General features: G+C 55.5%; 20 protein-coding genes. 1 reads left to right on the top strand and 19 read right to left on the bottom strand.

The annotated features are described in order from the left end of the window. Nucleotides 1–5: 5 nt before the first annotated feature. From EGT36_RS21405 to EGT36_RS31355, 19 genes are all read right to left on the bottom strand, one after another. Nucleotides 6–1,235, bottom strand: a complete 1,230-nt coding sequence (locus tag EGT36_RS21405; protein ID WP_125271047.1) for a phage portal protein — start codon at nucleotides 1,233–1,235, stop codon at nucleotides 6–8. After that, nucleotides 1,232–2,935 (bottom strand): terminase large subunit, encoded by a 1,704-nt coding sequence (locus EGT36_RS21400; RefSeq protein ID WP_125271046.1) that lies wholly within the window; start codon nucleotides 2,933–2,935, stop codon nucleotides 1,232–1,234. Before EGT36_RS21400 ends, EGT36_RS21405 begins: the two co-directional genes overlap by 4 nt. After that, the gene (locus EGT36_RS21395) at nucleotides 2,932–3,153 is read right to left on the bottom strand and encodes a hypothetical protein (RefSeq protein ID WP_125271045.1); all 222 of its coding nucleotides are present in this window, start codon (nucleotides 3,151–3,153) and stop codon (nucleotides 2,932–2,934) included. Before EGT36_RS21395 ends, EGT36_RS21400 begins: the two co-directional genes overlap by 4 nt. 771 nt (nucleotides 3,154–3,924) lie before the next feature. After that, entirely contained in the window at nucleotides 3,925–4,743 is an 819-nt protein-coding gene (locus EGT36_RS21385; RefSeq protein WP_125271043.1) for a hypothetical protein, read from the bottom strand. Nucleotides 4,744–4,845: 102 nt separating this feature from the next. Continuing rightward, entirely contained in the window at nucleotides 4,846–5,106 is a 261-nt protein-coding gene (locus EGT36_RS21380; RefSeq protein ID WP_125271042.1) for a hypothetical protein, read from the bottom strand. Beyond that, a complete protein-coding gene (locus EGT36_RS21375) occupies nucleotides 5,093–5,362 on the bottom strand; it encodes a hypothetical protein (protein ID WP_125271041.1) in 270 nt (89 codons plus the stop codon). Before EGT36_RS21375 ends, EGT36_RS21380 begins: the two co-directional genes overlap by 14 nt. Before the next feature lie 30 nt (nucleotides 5,363–5,392). Beyond that, on the bottom strand, nucleotides 5,393–5,809 hold the full coding sequence (locus EGT36_RS21370) for a hypothetical protein (protein ID WP_125271040.1): 417 nt from the start codon (nucleotides 5,807–5,809) through the stop codon (nucleotides 5,393–5,395). An 899-nt stretch (nucleotides 5,810–6,708) separates the two neighbouring features. Further along, entirely contained in the window at nucleotides 6,709–7,266 is a 558-nt protein-coding gene (locus tag EGT36_RS21365; RefSeq protein WP_125271039.1) for a hypothetical protein, read from the bottom strand. Between the two features lie 73 nt (nucleotides 7,267–7,339). After that, a complete protein-coding gene (locus EGT36_RS21360) occupies nucleotides 7,340–7,627 on the bottom strand; it encodes a hypothetical protein (protein WP_125271038.1) in 288 nt (95 codons plus the stop codon). Further along, nucleotides 7,624–7,833 carry a hypothetical protein gene (locus tag EGT36_RS21355; RefSeq protein ID WP_125271037.1) on the bottom strand — a complete coding sequence of 70 codons (210 nt, stop codon included), beginning with the start codon at nucleotides 7,831–7,833 and terminating at the stop codon, nucleotides 7,624–7,626. Before EGT36_RS21355 ends, EGT36_RS21360 begins: the two co-directional genes overlap by 4 nt. Next, complete coding sequence (locus EGT36_RS21350; RefSeq protein ID WP_125271036.1) at nucleotides 7,830–8,087, bottom strand: hypothetical protein; 258 nt, start codon at nucleotides 8,085–8,087, stop codon at nucleotides 7,830–7,832. Before EGT36_RS21350 ends, EGT36_RS21355 begins: the two co-directional genes overlap by 4 nt. Further along, nucleotides 8,084–8,395: a hypothetical protein gene (locus EGT36_RS21345; RefSeq protein ID WP_125271035.1), complete on the bottom strand. Its 312-nt coding sequence runs from the start codon at nucleotides 8,393–8,395 to the stop codon at nucleotides 8,084–8,086. The genes EGT36_RS21350 and EGT36_RS21345 overlap by 4 nt, the downstream gene beginning before the upstream one ends. Then, nucleotides 8,395–9,159, bottom strand: coding sequence for a helix-turn-helix domain-containing protein (locus EGT36_RS21340; RefSeq protein WP_125271034.1), 765 nt, complete (start codon nucleotides 9,157–9,159; stop codon nucleotides 8,395–8,397). The genes EGT36_RS21345 and EGT36_RS21340 overlap by 1 nt, the downstream gene beginning before the upstream one ends. Continuing rightward, nucleotides 9,156–10,067, bottom strand: coding sequence for a toprim domain-containing protein (locus EGT36_RS21335; protein WP_172965691.1), 912 nt, complete (start codon nucleotides 10,065–10,067; stop codon nucleotides 9,156–9,158). The genes EGT36_RS21340 and EGT36_RS21335 overlap by 4 nt, the downstream gene beginning before the upstream one ends. Then, complete coding sequence (locus tag EGT36_RS21330) at nucleotides 10,064–11,680, bottom strand: DEAD/DEAH box helicase (protein ID WP_125271032.1); 1,617 nt, start codon at nucleotides 11,678–11,680, stop codon at nucleotides 10,064–10,066. Before EGT36_RS21330 ends, EGT36_RS21335 begins: the two co-directional genes overlap by 4 nt. Nucleotides 11,681–11,685: 5 nt before the next feature. Then, nucleotides 11,686–12,699, bottom strand: coding sequence for a ParB N-terminal domain-containing protein (locus EGT36_RS21325; protein WP_125271031.1), 1,014 nt, complete (start codon nucleotides 12,697–12,699; stop codon nucleotides 11,686–11,688). Between the two features lie 10 nt (nucleotides 12,700–12,709). Continuing rightward, complete coding sequence (locus EGT36_RS21320; protein WP_125271030.1) at nucleotides 12,710–12,913, bottom strand: hypothetical protein; 204 nt, start codon at nucleotides 12,911–12,913, stop codon at nucleotides 12,710–12,712. Nucleotides 12,914–12,915: 2 nt separating this feature from the next. Beyond that, a complete protein-coding gene (locus EGT36_RS21315; RefSeq protein ID WP_125271029.1) occupies nucleotides 12,916–13,140 on the bottom strand; it encodes a hypothetical protein in 225 nt (74 codons plus the stop codon). Further along, nucleotides 13,137–13,379 (bottom strand): helix-turn-helix domain-containing protein, encoded by a 243-nt coding sequence (locus EGT36_RS31355; RefSeq protein WP_353505581.1) that lies wholly within the window; start codon nucleotides 13,377–13,379, stop codon nucleotides 13,137–13,139. Before EGT36_RS31355 ends, EGT36_RS21315 begins: the two co-directional genes overlap by 4 nt. A 54-nt stretch (nucleotides 13,380–13,433) precedes the next feature. Here EGT36_RS31355 and EGT36_RS21305 point away from each other — a divergent pair, with 54 nt between their 5' ends. Further along, nucleotides 13,434–14,075, top strand: coding sequence for a LexA family transcriptional regulator (locus EGT36_RS21305; RefSeq protein ID WP_125271028.1), 642 nt, complete (start codon nucleotides 13,434–13,436; stop codon nucleotides 14,073–14,075). The last annotated feature ends 74 nt before the right edge of the window (nucleotides 14,076–14,149 follow it).

Genomic DNA, 14,149 nt, shown 5'->3' with positions numbered 1-14,149 from the left:
GTCGTTCATTCCTCGTTGGGAGGGGGCAGTTGGGTCTGCGTTCCGGCCTGAGTGATCGGAACGTTCTGCATCTGCATACGCGGGACATCGCCGCCATCGACGGCAGGCATGTTTTCGAGCGCTCTGACTTCGTTGATCGTCATCCAGCCGTTGGTGAGGCCAGACTGATAGAAGCTCGCCCTTGCCGCGCTATCGCCGCGCAGGAGGCCTTCAAGGTTGAACTCAATCGTGATACCGCTGGCTCGGTCTTCCGGCTTGAGCAGTTGCTTCTCCAGCGCCTGCTCGATGCGCTTCAGCCGGCGGCGAAGTGTGAACTTCTGGAACGCCAGGGTTTGCTGCTCAAGGCCCGTTCCCCAACTGGTGGACTTCTCAGTCCGGCCAACCATGTGAGGAGGCACGCCAAAGAACCGGCAGATTTCCTCTACTGAGAAACTGCGAGATTCCAGCATCTGCGCGTCTTCAGGCGTTATCGTGAGCTGCTGCCACTTCGTGTCGCCTTCGAGAATGAGTGGTCGACCGGAGTTCATCGCGCCGAGATAGTTCTCAACGAGATTGGTTTTCGCGATCTCTCGCTGCTCTGGCGACAGCCATGCTGCGAAAGTCAGCACGCCAGATGGGCGCAGACCATTTTTGAACGTACTGCCAGCCGAGCGATCAACCGCCCGCGCCAGGCTGAAGGTGTTCCGGCCGAAATGCAGCGTCGACATGCCGCCAAGCGGGTTGCCGCCGAAGCCGCGGATATGCATCATGGCACCGTCTGTCTCGACATAGGACTTGCCATCCTCGGTCCAGCGGTATTCGATCGATCCATTGCTCAGCCTGCGAACCGAAACAAGGTTCGGCGCGACGGGATGAAGGCCAGAGACTTGGCCGCCGCTGCGCTCGATGCGGGCATAGGCGTTGCCCCACAGTTCGAGCGAGGCACTGACGAACTCCCAGAAGTCGACCGCCGTCTGGTCATAGTTCGGGCTGTCGTGAAGCACACGATAGAGCCGATGGTCGCGCGCCACTGTGCGCTTTCCCTGCGCATCGGTGCGATAGACCATCAATGGCAGGCTGGCGATGGTGCCGGCAAGCAAGTTGACGCAGGCCCAGACAGCCGACAGAGACAGCGCGGTTCTGTCCGTCACCAGTTCGCCCGCATCGCCGCGCATCGCGTCAGGATACCAGCCGTCCGGCTCCCGAACGGTCAGGCGCCGAACAATCGCGCTCTTGATCTTCTGGATTGCGTTCACGCTGCACCTGCCAGGCTCTTGAAATAATCGTCCATTCCGGCCCCCGGTGCTTCTGGGTTTCTGCTCATGACCGTCACGGCGTCAAAAAGCGACATGACAGGGTCAATCTTTGCATCGCCCGCATTCTGTTTCGTCGCCCGAATGGCCGTAGCCGTGGGCTCGATCTTCAGGTTCGAAACACACCAGTCCATCAGAGCGGATGGCGCGTGCTTCAAGGTGCCATTGGCAAGCTTGCGCTCGGCCGTCTTGATCGCGTTCATCATCGCGTAGCCCTGAGGCGCGCCGACGAGATTTCCAGCCTCTTGCGTGACGTCGATCTCAGCCAAAGCTTCGATCATCTCGCCAAGGCCGGCCGGGTCAACAGCGACCGATGCCAGCAGCCCGCGGGCCTTGATGTCGGAGATGATCTCCACGATTTCGGAGATATCCTTCAGCTCGTCATCAACGATTGTCAGCAGTCCGTCGCGCTTGAAGTCATTGAGCTTCGAGGCGATCGACTTGCGCCGCTCCAAGACGCCCTTGTGGCACCACGCATGCGACCATGACAGCCAATCACGGGAGCCTTTTTCGCGTCCCAGCACAGTCAGCCCGAAAAGGTCATCGAGGCCGCCACCGTCGATCCCGACCACGACAACCTCTGAACGATCCAGAATGCTCTCCAGATCGATGGTGTCATCGGCCTTGGCGGCCCAGAAGTCCGCACCAGCCCAGCGGTTAGACCGGAGGTTCATGCCGATCTCGACGTTCAGGTGCTTGGCAAGGAAGACGTTGCGCGTCTCCGGCCCTTTTTCACGCTCCTTTACGAGCTCGTCGGCTATCCACTCCCTGCCCCAGTCGGTGTACCCAAGGTAAGGATTGGTGATGTAGAAGTTTTCCGGATGCAGATATGCCTCGCTGTCGATCATCGACTGCGGGAACTCGTAGATCAACGGCAGGAACTTCGGGTCGTTGATCTTTCCGTCCCGAACATTGCGGGCGTAATCCAGCTTGTCCTTGAACACTCCGGCTGGCGGCGCGTCCGATTGCGTCGTGATCGAGATGAGGAAGCCCTCAGGACGGGCAACCAAACCGCCCGCCGCTTCCCGCATCATGGCGTCTGCCTTCGGCTTGCTGCCAAACTCCCAAAGCTCATCTACCAGGACAAATGCCGCTTTGTTTCCAGCTACCGTTCCGGTGTCAGCAGCAAGAATTTGCAGAGTCGCCCCGGTCTTTAGATGCTTGATCGTCCTCTGGTGGTCAGTGACGTGCAAAAACCCCTCAGCAGAGGCGTCAAGTTCTGGGTCGGCACGGATCATGTCGGCCGCCGGCTTGAAGCTGTTGTTAGCAGCTTTGATCGTTGGCGCGACAATGATCAACTCGTTCGACTGTCTCCAGTTCAAAATGAGGGCTGTGAGCATGATTCCGGCGGCGATCGTTGACTTGCCGTTCTTCTTCGATACGCAGAGGAAGAATTGGTTGATCAGCCTGTTTCCGCTTTCCGCGTCATAAGCACCAAAGATCGCCGCGACGAAATCGAATATCCACTGGTCGCCGGCCTCACCGAAAGTCGGTCTGCCAGGGGCATCAACAATCCGCAATGCTTTGAATACGTCTAGCGCGTCCTTGGCCTCGTCCGGGAACAGAGGTTCACACGGGATAAGCGATCCGCCCTCAACAATCCGGCTTTCCCAGTCCGGCAAGGCCGTTGTCCAAGACTTCATTTATTGTCGACCACTAACTTTGGGGCATTGCGCACGGCGAACTTGCCAGCCGATGACGCTTGCTCAGCGCGGCCAAGACGTTCTGCCTTTTTGCCAAGCTTCCCTTCGTCCGCTCTGGCGTGGACAAAAGGCGCGGCTGCAACTGCCATTCTGTCACGGCGCCCGTCTTCCGCTTCCACGTCATTCATCACCGAAAGCATGTATTCCAGAGGCGTCATCTTGGCCTTGTTAGCCTCGCGCCTGACTTCCACCTTCGTCTGGACCTTCGCCGTCTTCGGCCGTCCAGCTCCAGGTCTGTAACCGCCTCTTGGCATTATTGATTCCTTTGATTTTCACCGCCTGAAATCAAACAGGAGGATTTAATCTCCACATGAGGGGGGCGCGGGTCTAGAAAGACATGCCTTTTCAAGGTTTTGCCTACCCCCCCGGTATTTGCTTTAGGGCTAGACCTATGCGCGTCGCTCTTCGCGTTGCTTGTCGCTGTTATGACAGTGCGCGCACAGCGTCTGGAAGGGACCAGACCAGAACCTAGCCTCATCTCCACCATGTCTCTCTGTATGGTCGCAGTGCAGACCGTTCTTGGAGACATCGACCCTGCCGCATCGCCGGCATGTGAAGTTATCCCTTACCAAGATCGACCATCTGAGCTTCTGCCATCTGCTGGTCTTGTACCATTGGCGCCATTGCTGCGAGGTATCGCGCTCACGGTGCCTTGCCTTCTCATCCCCTGTTGCTCTGCCTATCAGTGGCTTGATGGTGGCGATCTGGGGTTTGAGGGTGGTTAGCTTAGCCATTCTCGCTCATATCGACCCCTAAAATAGGAGGAAATAGCTACATCAACTACATGCCCATAGAAGCAGTCCGGTATTGGACAACTCCTGCATCCGAAGGCGACCTAATTGAGCTCCTTTTACCCCGACCCTCTGCGCGTTACTGAGGTCGCTGAGTAGCTCTGCACCGACTAAGGGCATACGGATTCCGAAAACAGCTCAAAGCTTTGGCGCTTTAGTCTGATTGCCATATCTTTGTGAATCGACAAAATTATCAAACCGTGGCTTCCACTTTTCGATCTCTTCTTGAAACCTTTTGCGGCCCACCAAATAGGTGCGATAGTCGTTCAAATAGCTCGAAATGCTGCACACGCGATCGGGCTCTTGCCGGCAGTTGTATAAGTTGAAAGTCAACGACATACCGACTCCAGATCGATAGATATCGTAAATTTCTTCCGCGTAAACATCGCGATTATCCAAGATAGGACGCTGGTAAAAAACTGCTTTTTGAGACGTTTTCTCAAAATTTGGTCCGAGAACATAAACGATGTTAGCGACGCCAGTCTTCAGCTCTTCATTGTTAGGTTTCCCGTACTTTGCATGGATAGCGTCAAGCGCACTCGACAACGAAGGTGCTTTCCGCGCATCCCAATACTTAGTGCTCCTCGATATGGAAACTGCGGCCTCGGCTACCAAAGGAAACGAACAAGTAATATTGACGTCGTAACTGGCTTCTTCATCCTTGTGACGAAAAATAACTGTGCCCAAGAAAGGTTCTGTCTGCCTGACAAGATACTGTCGAGTGACGAAATTCACTTGCTCGACTATTTTCTTTTCTTCCCAAGTGCCTGCGGGCTTTTCAAGTTCACTGCAGCGTGTCCTCGTCTTGAAACCGCCGACATCGAAGCAATTCTCGCAAGGCATGATTTTAGTCGGTGTAAATGGAAGAGGTATTTCTTTTGGTATTTCTTCAGCGTACGCCGCTAAAGTGAGAAACACAAAAAACGCAAAGAAAAACGGCCCAAATATTTTTTTCATCTAAACCTCACCTTAATCCTATGTTTCGGCAGTTCCTGAATTAAGCTGGTTCAAATCGCTAACGCAACCGATATTCCCTCTCCCGCTCTTGCTCGGTGGTGGTCATGGGGTGGGGAACGCGGAATATGCGACATCACCGCTAAATTGCCCAACCGTCGGGTCATAAACGATGCCGTCGACTTCAACCCACACATGACCAATGCCATTAGCTTCTCCACGAACGATGGCAGCAGAGAAGCCCTGTAAAGACAGAACCTTTGCCAACACATCTGAAGCGGCTCCGCATCGATAAGTACCTTGGTGAAGGCCTACCGTCTCAGAAATAAGTTGGCACCAATCAGCCGGGCTTTCAGGCAGGTTCATAGGTGGCACCGAATATGGCGGGCTTGCACGGGTATAGCTCACCTTGGACACCCTTGATAATCCAGTCACCATAGTCGGCACGCATCTCACCTTCGAGCGTCTTGATCGAAAAGTAGCCGTGGTATCCACCAGACCAAAATACTGTGCCGTTCGCCAGCGCCTCAGAAAGCCAACCGGGCATCTCGCTTCGATGAGGCTTATCTTCTGTATTGCACCATGCCTCTATCTCGACAGGCTTCTTGCGGAACCAAGGCATTGCTCTCTCCATGTGGGCGGGTGAATGGGGTTAGTGGAGATGAACGCCAGTTTCTGAGGGGTTGCGAGCAGCCGAGGGCATCGCCTCGACCTGTCGCTCAAGCTGGCGAACACGCCGATTCAGCGTCTCACGCTCATCATCGGCGCGCCAAAACATGTCGCGATACCACATCGGAGATTGACGAGTGAAATGCAGACCATGCCAGAACAAGCACACGTCCCAAGTCAGTCCGTTGTTGGTTCGATAGGCATATGCGGAAATGAGAGTGCCAAATCCTGCGCCGATGCCATCCTTGCTGCGGCGGGCATAGAACTTTGGCCGTATCACCTCATGGCGACGGAAGCTAAGTATCCACGACCAAGTGAGGCTGTGAGGCGAGTGGAACGAGGCGACGTTGAATGTCTTCTTGTCGCTCGTCTTGCTGAAAAGCTTCAAGCCCTTGAACATCTCTCATCCCCTGAAACGATTGCAGCCCCACCTTGTTACGGGCGGGGCTGGTGATACATGCCTGCCTAAAGGCTTACGGATAGGCGAGACGGCTTCCACGTCTCTCCGGGTATATCGCTCCCGGTGCTTCTGGTCAGGAATGCCGGGGATTATCCGGACCATACCTCCCTTACTCAGCGGCGCATTTTCGCGCTTGGCCTTTTAGAGATTCCTGATTTGCTGCGAGGGGTGCAACCGGGGTATTGGCCCGGGGCGGACTTTTCGCTTTACAGCGCCGCCTCGCATTCCGTTGCCCTGTTGGGCGAATTGGCGCCCCTCCTAGGTCTCCAGTTATTCCCCGGCTGGGGAGACTCCACGCGACGGGTTTACCGTTTCTGCTTTCGCTTCATCAGGCGTTAGTGCCGGGCCAGATGTTCCAATGGTCTGAGGGGCGTGTTGGAACCCACGCTTCGTTGCCCATCGGGCGAATTCATCCGGCGACGTTAGGATCGCCGCCTTCAGCGTGGTGTAGCACACACCACGGCCCTTGCGGGCGAATTGGACGGGGGCCGGGATGCACTCCGGCTGTCAGACCCTAACCGGAACGAGCGGATTATGAGCCCGTCACGTCTACCCGGTATCGTCAGGCCATGGCTCACTTGCCAACCCCGGTTTCTTCGCATGCCGAGCGCCAAACACTCGGATTACTCTACACCCTTGCGGGGAGGACGGCCTTGGCTAATTACCGCGTCATCATGCGAATTAGATCAGGAGCGGCAGAGATTGGCATTTCTCTTTATCGTGCCCGCCCATGCCCGAGTTGGCTGGCCGCTTCCTGAAACTGATTTGGCGGCTGCACGGCGCAAATCGCCATCTACCCTTTTAATACCAAGCTACTTCTACCTTGGCAATACCAAAGCTCATACCTTTCTCGACCTTGTCATAAGACCCCAATGTTTTGCTAAATCTTCAAGAGCATCGCGTAGATAGTCAGCATTTGTGGTCTTTTCACGCTTTGTCAGGCTGATTTCAGCGATCGTTCGACCTTCTCCGGCAACCTTTTCAACTATAGAAAAAGCGCGTTTTCCTATTACAGATTGACATACCCTCAGCACTTGCCCAGCTTCCACCTGTGAATCCGTGATGCTCTCGCGCGCACAGCCACCGTTTACCGGCTCTCGGGTGTAGTCGAATGATCCGGCGCCAGCGCCGCCAAGTATCTCCCATAGGCGCCGGAATTTTTCTGCGGCTTTGACGTGGTGCGCTCCGAGATGACCTTTTGCCGCCATAAGAGCCACCGGACTTTCCCGTAAGTTCATTGCCGCCGATATCGTCTTTGGGTTGCCTGGTAAACCGGCATGAGTTCGGCTGTAGTGAGGGTTATCGATCTCCACCAACTGGATGCGCGCCTTTGCATGGCCGATAGAAGGAGCGTCGAAAAAGCGCCGTGACTTCTTCTCATTTTTGTTTTTCCTCATGCCTCAATCTCCATGCAACTTCCGGGAATGATGCGAACGCCGTACCAGGTGGCGTCTTTGTTTACGGGCTCGTTCAATGCACTGTCTCCCCGTTTGCAAATGGATGATTTCCGAAGACATCATCCGGCGTTCCGAAAATGTTTGTTGCGATCCAGTCAGAGAAACCTTGAAGAAATGCCAGATCGGCACCGGTGGCATGGTCGGCCAACTTTTCAGCCGCAGACGTGGCAGGCGTCCAATTGTTCCCGCTAGCCTTCCGATAGGCGTCTACGTAGAATTTCTGGCCAAGTGCGTGGTGAAGGAAGCCGATGTAATCGCCATACATCCAGTGCCCGTCCCATGGAGTTTTTAAAACAGTCATCGGTTCAAATCCTCCATATTCGATTGCTCAAGCGCATGGCCGACGTGGCAGCCGCATAAGCCAGCTTCGATGCACTCCCCGGCACACTGGTCCCAAGGCTGTCCATTCGCGGGGCGCGGGCACTGCGTGTCTCTCAAAGTTGCTTCCAGCAATTTGATGCGGCGCGACAGCGCGATACGGGTTTTGATGATTTCGAACAGGATCATGGCGTCCACCCCGCTTTTTCAACTGCGTCCGCTATCAACACCTGCGTTTCGGCAGCCTTTACGGCTTCATCAACGGTCTGGAAGGGACCGAGAGGCAGCAGCCTGACAATCGATGTGCAGCGCTTGCGCTCATTATCAATCATCGCCGCCACGCTGTTTTTGAACTGGTCGCGAGAATGGCCGCGCTCACCTTGATAGAACGCCGTGGTGAATTTCTCGGCCGTGTCGATGATATCGGTAGGAACTTCGGTCATGACGCCAACTCCGTTGCCTTCGAACGAATTGCTTCGGCAATGTTCTGGGCCGCGTGCGCCATCGAAGAATGCACGCAGCCGTCAATAATCAGGGATTCGCTTTTTTCGAAATCAGCCTTTGTCAAGGTCTCGCCACGACGGCCGATAACCGGATCAAGCATGATCGTGTCGTGCGCCATAGAGAAGTTCTCATCGGCAAAGGCGTCGGCTATCTCGGCGGCTTGTTTCAAGCCATTGACGATGCCGCGCTTGTAAACCAGCTCGAAGGCTTCATTCCATTTTTTGCGGTCGTTCGGATCATCAATCATCACGCGATCCTCTTCCGAGTGAAGTCGGGCGTAATGATCGTGGCGGAAGTTTTTTCCTCTGTCTCCGAAGATGAGTATGCCTCACCCTTATACGTACCCTCTCTACCATGGTCGAAAGAAGACTCGTTCAGAGGTTCAGCTTCAGAGGTTCCCTTCAAAGGTTTGTCCCGCATTTTTGCGGGGTCATGATCCATCATTTTTGCGGGTTCATGATCCCGCATTTTTGCGGGGTGGTTTGCCGAGTGATCCCGCATTTTTGCGGGGTCACTTTTCAAGAGGTTCAGTGCCTCCCAAGCCGATTTCCGAACCTGGCGCCGCGCCTCTGCGTCGTCCTTGATGGCGTCGATCTTCGCCTTCGGAGCGCCTATTCGGTAAAAATTGGTGCTGGTCGCGCCGCGTCGGTATATTTCGATCCAGCCGGCGGCCTTTAGCTTTTGAATGACACGTTCCGCCGTTGCGACATGAACACCGACTTCATCAGCTATCGTTTGCTGCGACGGATCGCACCGTCCGGTATCGAAGTTCAAGCAGTCGATAAGAAACGACAGTGCCTTGAACGCGCGCGGCGACATACGTGTGTCGCGGTCTCGTCGGGCCACCTCGATAAAAGCCGCTTTGGCTTTGGTAAACTCAGAATGCAGCCTCTTGTAATCGTCCAAGAAAGCTTTTGGCCATTGCCGCTTATTGGCGGGCAGGGTTTTAAGTCTTTCCCTCATTTCTGAGGGCAGTATCGGGATCCAGTAAACCTCATCGTGTGGCCTCATCGGCGCGCTCCTTTCAGGAAATCGCAAATCAGGCGTTGGACGGCGAATAATCCCTCGCGCTGATGCATGTCGTTGAAATCTTCTCCGATCGTTGGAGGCATGACGAAGCGCACGCCGCTGCGCTCCGCGAAATACTGGCCAGTTCCAAGGCCTTTGAATTGGGGTTGCGGTTTGTCGTTGTCGGCCGCGATGAACGGGCGGCCCTGGGCAGTGCGTGACACCACCTCGACATTGCTTGCCGAGAAGCAGCACAGAATCGTCGCCTTATAGCCAAAAGAGGAAAACGCGGAGCGCAACGACAGGCCCGTTGCGAACCCCTCACAATGCCAGCAATCACGCCCTACGGCGATCCTGTGGCTTGTCCCGGCTGTTTCCCCTCCGTAAAGGAACTTTTTGCGCCCTTGCTCGAATATAAGCTGGGCGCTGCGTATCTGGTTGCCGGCGCGCGCGGGAATGATAATTGCCTCTTGCTCGCCGGGATCGACGAGGTAATCACCGCCGATATGCCGGATCGCGGCTACATCGAGAACCAGCGCCTTCTCTTCGGGAAAGCCCTTCAGGGCGAGATAGGCGTGGGTCCGCAACGTTGCTGCCTGAACCATATCATTTGCGATCTGGGCAGCCCTGGCGGCGCGCTCCTTCCTTTTCCGGTCCTCTTGTTCGACTTTACGCTTCACTTCGCGGCGGTCGATCTTCTCGGTACCGTCGTTCAGGCTGACCGACACCTTTTCGCCGGTCTGCCAGTTATAGGCGGTGACCGATCTTTCGTTGACCATCACGCGACCGTCGCCCCGGCCGTTTGCGCCAGAAAGGGTGTCGGTTTTCATCCAGACGCCGTAGCGGGTTCCCTGCGGCGGCTTGATGCCCACGGAAGAACATGCAGAGGTGATTGCGTCATCGACCGTCATGCAGCGCTCCTTGACGACTTGGAGCCCTTGCGAAAGCGTCTCACCTCTCGGTCGATAAGGTTCCATGCATCCGGAGCGACATCGTTCGGTCGGCAGGCCACATCAAAAAGGCCATAGGGAAGCTTGCTCGACGGGTATATCCCGGCCCAAATGCCATAAGCCCATTTTCTTGCCGCGTCCTCGCCCTTTCGGGTGTTGGACATGCAGTAGGCCAACGCAGCATTCCAGATAGATTTCGGATCGCTCAGGCACTCAGCACGCAGACCTTTCCGCGGCTGAAATGACGTTTTGGCGGAAACCTCGAAATCAATAAGCTCTCCTTGGACAACCTGAATGGTATTGCTGTTCGGCCGCTCCCAGCCGCACGCCGCGCACGAAACTGCCATCGGCTCGATCTGCATTCCACACTGTCCGCAGAAGTGTTTCTTCTTCGCCTTCTCCGTTGGCTCTCGCGGCTCGCTGTCCTTCTTCTGCGCGTCGGAAAGACTGTCGACGCCATATTCATACAGCCAGGCGGTATCGTCAGCGAACGAGATGCAATTGCCGGAGTGGTCGAGCCAGAGGCCGAATGTTTTGCCGGTATCAGGTGAGCTTCGCATGACGCGGCCCATCTCCTGAATGTGGCTGGAAAACGATTTTGCATAAGGTCGGCAGGATATCCCGCAAAGAACGTCGGGAACGTCAAAGCCTTTCGTCAGCACGGCGCACGACACGAGGCCGTCAATCGAACTGTCCGGTTTGCGAAACTCACGGATTTTCGCGTCCCTGTCGGTATCGGACTTGTCGAGATAGGAAATTTGCTGGAAGTTAAACCCAGCGTCCGCAAACTGGCGGCAGAGCTCGGCACCGTGCGCCACCGAAGGCGAGAAGACGATGGTTTTCACCGGGCCGCCGAACATGGCACGCGTCTGCGAAATCCATGTATGAACGACATCGCCAACGATGGTGATTCCGCGCTGTCCGGCTTCTTCTTCTTCGTATTCGCCGTTGAATTTCTTCTTCGCGCCCTTCATGTCGGGCGACACGCATGCCTTGATTTTCAGCGGCACAAGATAGCCTTCACCGATCAGCTTGTTGACGGTGGTAACATTGACAATCCCGTCCCAATGATCAGCCATACCAGAAGTGAAAGGCGTGGCCGTCAGCCCGACAACGCGCGCCGATCCGGCTTCTTCGATCAGGTCGAGAACAGACTGATATTCGCAATGAGCCTCGTCCACGATGATGAGATCGGGAAGCTTCCGAATTGACCGGCGCGCCAGTGTTTGCGCGCTGACGATCTGCACCGGCTTGGAGTAATCCGTCAGCCGATTGCCGCCCTGGATAATCCCGTGATCAATACCGTAAGAGAAAAAGCGCTGGCTGGTCTGGTCGACAAGCGTAACGCGGTCCACGATAAACCACGCCGTGGAAAGCTTCTTCTGGTTCAGCTGGATCATATGCGCGCCGATTTCAGTCTTTCCCGAGCCCGTCGGCGCGGCAAGGATCAACCGGCGCGCACCAGTGGCGGCAGATCGGCGCAATTGATTGACGGCGTCGACCTGATACCCGCGAAGAACGATTTCTTTTGCGCGCGCCTCATCAACGAAGGCCGGGGAGGAAAAGAGGTCCATGTGGATCACTCCCCATTGACGACAGCATAAAAGGCATCGTCATCGGGCAGCGCTTCGGTTTGGCCTTCGAAGCGTTCATCACGCCATCCGAGCTTTTTCGCCTGATCTTTCCAGAAATTGCATTTTCGTCGCCACTCGGCGGCGGTCTGACTTTCGCTGTAAAGGCGGGTTTTCAGGACGCTGATTTCCTCGTCCTTGCCGGCGATGACTTCAGCAAAGCCGCCCTTTTCGAACTGGACGCGCATAGCCTCGAAAGATTTGTTTTCGGCCAGCACCGCCGCATAATCCGCTTCGAGGACACGCTGCGATTCTTCCAGTTCTTCGACGCGTGCAACGAGATCGTCAGCATCAACCTTACGCGACGTGCGCGCCGCCTCTTTCGTCGCCTCAATCTGCTTGATGGAATCCGGCAGTTCGTCGCGGATGCGCTCGCGGGTGCTGTGGATTGCAAAGGGATCATAGCCTTCGACGGCATCTTCATCCGCGGTAATGACAGGCGGCTCGGCCTTTCCTATCGCCGCCGTGTTTTGCTGATACGTTGTGCCGTTGCGCTCTACCGTGCGGACGGTCTCTATCTGGCGGTTTCCGCCAGATACATCGGTTCGCAACTTGCCGACCATCTCGTGATGGACGCCAGCCCGTCTGGCAATTTCTCGGTCGCTCCACTTGGACCACTCTGCATCCTGCAAAAGGGTCGATACCGCACGGCGCTTGTCTTCGTTGGTGCGGCGCAGTCCGTGCGAGGCATTGGCGCCAACGCTGTAAAGGATCGCGTCACGGCGCGCCCCTTGACGAACATCAACATCGACCTCATTCAATTCGGCCAGATGTAGGGCCTCGTAACGATGGAAACCATCAGCCAGCCAATAATCTGATCCGTCGTAAAAAACGACGAGTGGCGGAAAGACCGTGCCAGCACGCATCAGTTCGGCATATTCATCGGCCACATGGTCATTCAGAGTTGCGCGGGATTGTGTGCCGCCATCAGTTCGTATCTGGGAAAGTTTCAGTATCGACATATCATCGCCTTCAACGAGGGCGGTTCGCCGCGCGCCGATAATCCTCGACGGCCTGACGCAACACGCTCAAATGCTTCTGTTGAATTTCAATTTCGTGGTCTGGCCGCTTTTTCGGGCCAGTCGAAAAGGTCTCGATCCATCCGGCTTTCGCCGTGATCATCTTTTCCAGACCGTCGACCATTTCGGCATGCGAATGGCGCGGCTTGTTTTCCATAGTTACAAGCCGGCGCGATGCACGGGGAAAATTGCGACGTTGGTACCGGGGATTTTCCGCGTCTGGATTTTCCGTTCCGAAGGAAGATAAAGGTTCAGGAAGGCAATCCATGCATCCTTTGCAGCGCGCCCGTCGTCAAAGTCCAAGGTCTTCTCAACCTTCCGGACGGCTTCGGCGTATCGCTGGAATGCGGCCTGTTGTTCTTCGAGGGAGGGGTGAGGCGTCATGACCTGATCCTCCGGTTGTTCTGAGCGTCTTCAGGTATTGCGCCGAAAAGCCACTCATTGTCCCAACTCAAGGCGCGGCGCTTAACCTCGCCCCGGATGAGCCTGATCTGTTCGAGATTTGGCGATACCTCGCCAGTCTCCAATCGCGAAACTGCCGCCTGAGCGGAGTTGATGATCTTCCCAAGCTCTGCCTGGTTGACCTTCAGAATGTGGGTCCGGATGAATTTGATTGGGTTCATAATTCCAAGTTATCCGTCAAACGGATTAAACTGTCAATTAAGCATATCCGTTTGATGCTATTTATTTTCATCCGTAAAGCGGATATAAGGAAAATTATGAAAACAATTGAAAAGGTTAAGGCGATCCTTCGCCTCAAGCACTGGAACCAGTCCAAGCTCGCTGAACACTTGGGCGTGTCACAATCATCTGTCGCCCGGTGGGTTTCGGGCGTGGAACCAGAGAGCAAGCGAGCGGAGGAGATCAATGCCCTCTATCGCGAAGAAGTGGGCGGCGACAACGTTGTGCCGCTCGTAGGTTATATCGGCGCTGGCGCTGAGATTATGCCTGATTTCGAGCAGATTCCGCCGGAAGGGCTCGACCAAATCGTAATTCCGTTCGATCTGCCTGCCGACATGATAGCCTTTGAAGTTCGGGGCGCGAGCATGCTTCCAGTTTACAAAGATGGCTATGTCATCGTTTGCTACCGCGAACAAAGGAAGCCGCTAGAATATTTTTATGGCGAAGACGCAGCCGTCAGAACGGCGGACGGGCGGCGTTTTCTGAAAACAGTGGTTAAAGGCAGCCCAATAACCCTTATGTCTTTCAATGCGGCGCCGATCGAGGATGTGCGGCTAGAATGGATCGGGGAAATATTCGCCGTTCTGCCTCGTGGAACAGTCAGGCACGCCCCGACGCTGCGAAAAATATCTGGCTAGGCGGAAAATAAGCACGCGCGCAACGTCGGCGCGCGGATATTCTAAGGCAATGCGCTCGTCAACATTTATATTTT

This window comes from Agrobacterium sp. FDAARGOS_525, from assembly GCF_003938925.1.
Classification (GTDB): domain Bacteria; phylum Pseudomonadota; class Alphaproteobacteria; order Rhizobiales; family Rhizobiaceae; genus Agrobacterium; species Agrobacterium pusense.
The sequence above is the reverse complement of the archived record's forward strand: the minus strand, read 5'-3'. Positions and strand labels throughout refer to the sequence as shown.

Bases quoted from the DNA above. Each gene is read 5' to 3' on its own strand.
- EGT36_RS21340 (WP_125271034.1), bottom strand. From the start codon at position 9,159: ATGAGGCCACACGATGAGGTTTACTGGATCCCGATACTGCCCTCAGAA.
- EGT36_RS21385 (WP_125271043.1), bottom strand. From the start codon at position 4,743: ATGAAAAAAATATTTGGGCCGTTTTTCTTTGCGTTTTTTGTGTTTCTC.
- EGT36_RS21305 (WP_125271028.1), top strand. From the start codon at position 13,434: ATGCTATTTATTTTCATCCGTAAAGCGGATATAAGGAAAATTATGAAA.
- EGT36_RS21315 (WP_125271029.1), bottom strand. From the start codon at position 13,140: ATGACGCCTCACCCCTCCCTCGAAGAACAACAGGCCGCATTCCAGCGA.
- EGT36_RS21325 (WP_125271031.1), bottom strand. From the start codon at position 12,699: ATGTCGATACTGAAACTTTCCCAGATACGAACTGATGGCGGCACACAA.
- EGT36_RS21335 (WP_172965691.1), bottom strand. From the start codon at position 10,067: ATGACGGTCGATGACGCAATCACCTCTGCATGTTCTTCCGTGGGCATC.
- EGT36_RS21395 (WP_125271045.1), bottom strand. From the start codon at position 3,153: ATGACGCCTCTGGAATACATGCTTTCGGTGATGAATGACGTGGAAGCG.
- EGT36_RS21355 (WP_125271037.1), bottom strand. From the start codon at position 7,833: ATGATCCTGTTCGAAATCATCAAAACCCGTATCGCGCTGTCGCGCCGC.
- EGT36_RS21375 (WP_125271041.1), bottom strand. From the start codon at position 5,362: ATGCCTTGGTTCCGCAAGAAGCCTGTCGAGATAGAGGCATGGTGCAAT.
- EGT36_RS21365 (WP_125271039.1), bottom strand. From the start codon at position 7,266: ATGAGGAAAAACAAAAATGAGAAGAAGTCACGGCGCTTTTTCGACGCT.
- EGT36_RS21400 (WP_125271046.1), bottom strand. From the start codon at position 2,935: ATGAAGTCTTGGACAACGGCCTTGCCGGACTGGGAAAGCCGGATTGTT.
- EGT36_RS21370 (WP_125271040.1), bottom strand. From the start codon at position 5,809: ATGTTCAAGGGCTTGAAGCTTTTCAGCAAGACGAGCGACAAGAAGACA.
- EGT36_RS21360 (WP_125271038.1), bottom strand. From the start codon at position 7,627: ATGACTGTTTTAAAAACTCCATGGGACGGGCACTGGATGTATGGCGAT.
- EGT36_RS21330 (WP_125271032.1), bottom strand. From the start codon at position 11,680: ATGGACCTCTTTTCCTCCCCGGCCTTCGTTGATGAGGCGCGCGCAAAA.
- EGT36_RS21320 (WP_125271030.1), bottom strand. From the start codon at position 12,913: ATGGAAAACAAGCCGCGCCATTCGCATGCCGAAATGGTCGACGGTCTG.
- EGT36_RS21380 (WP_125271042.1), bottom strand. From the start codon at position 5,106: ATGAACCTGCCTGAAAGCCCGGCTGATTGGTGCCAACTTATTTCTGAG.
- EGT36_RS31355 (WP_353505581.1), bottom strand. From the start codon at position 13,379: ATGAACCCAATCAAATTCATCCGGACCCACATTCTGAAGGTCAACCAG.
- EGT36_RS21350 (WP_125271036.1), bottom strand. From the start codon at position 8,087: ATGACCGAAGTTCCTACCGATATCATCGACACGGCCGAGAAATTCACC.
- EGT36_RS21345 (WP_125271035.1), bottom strand. From the start codon at position 8,395: ATGATTGATGATCCGAACGACCGCAAAAAATGGAATGAAGCCTTCGAG.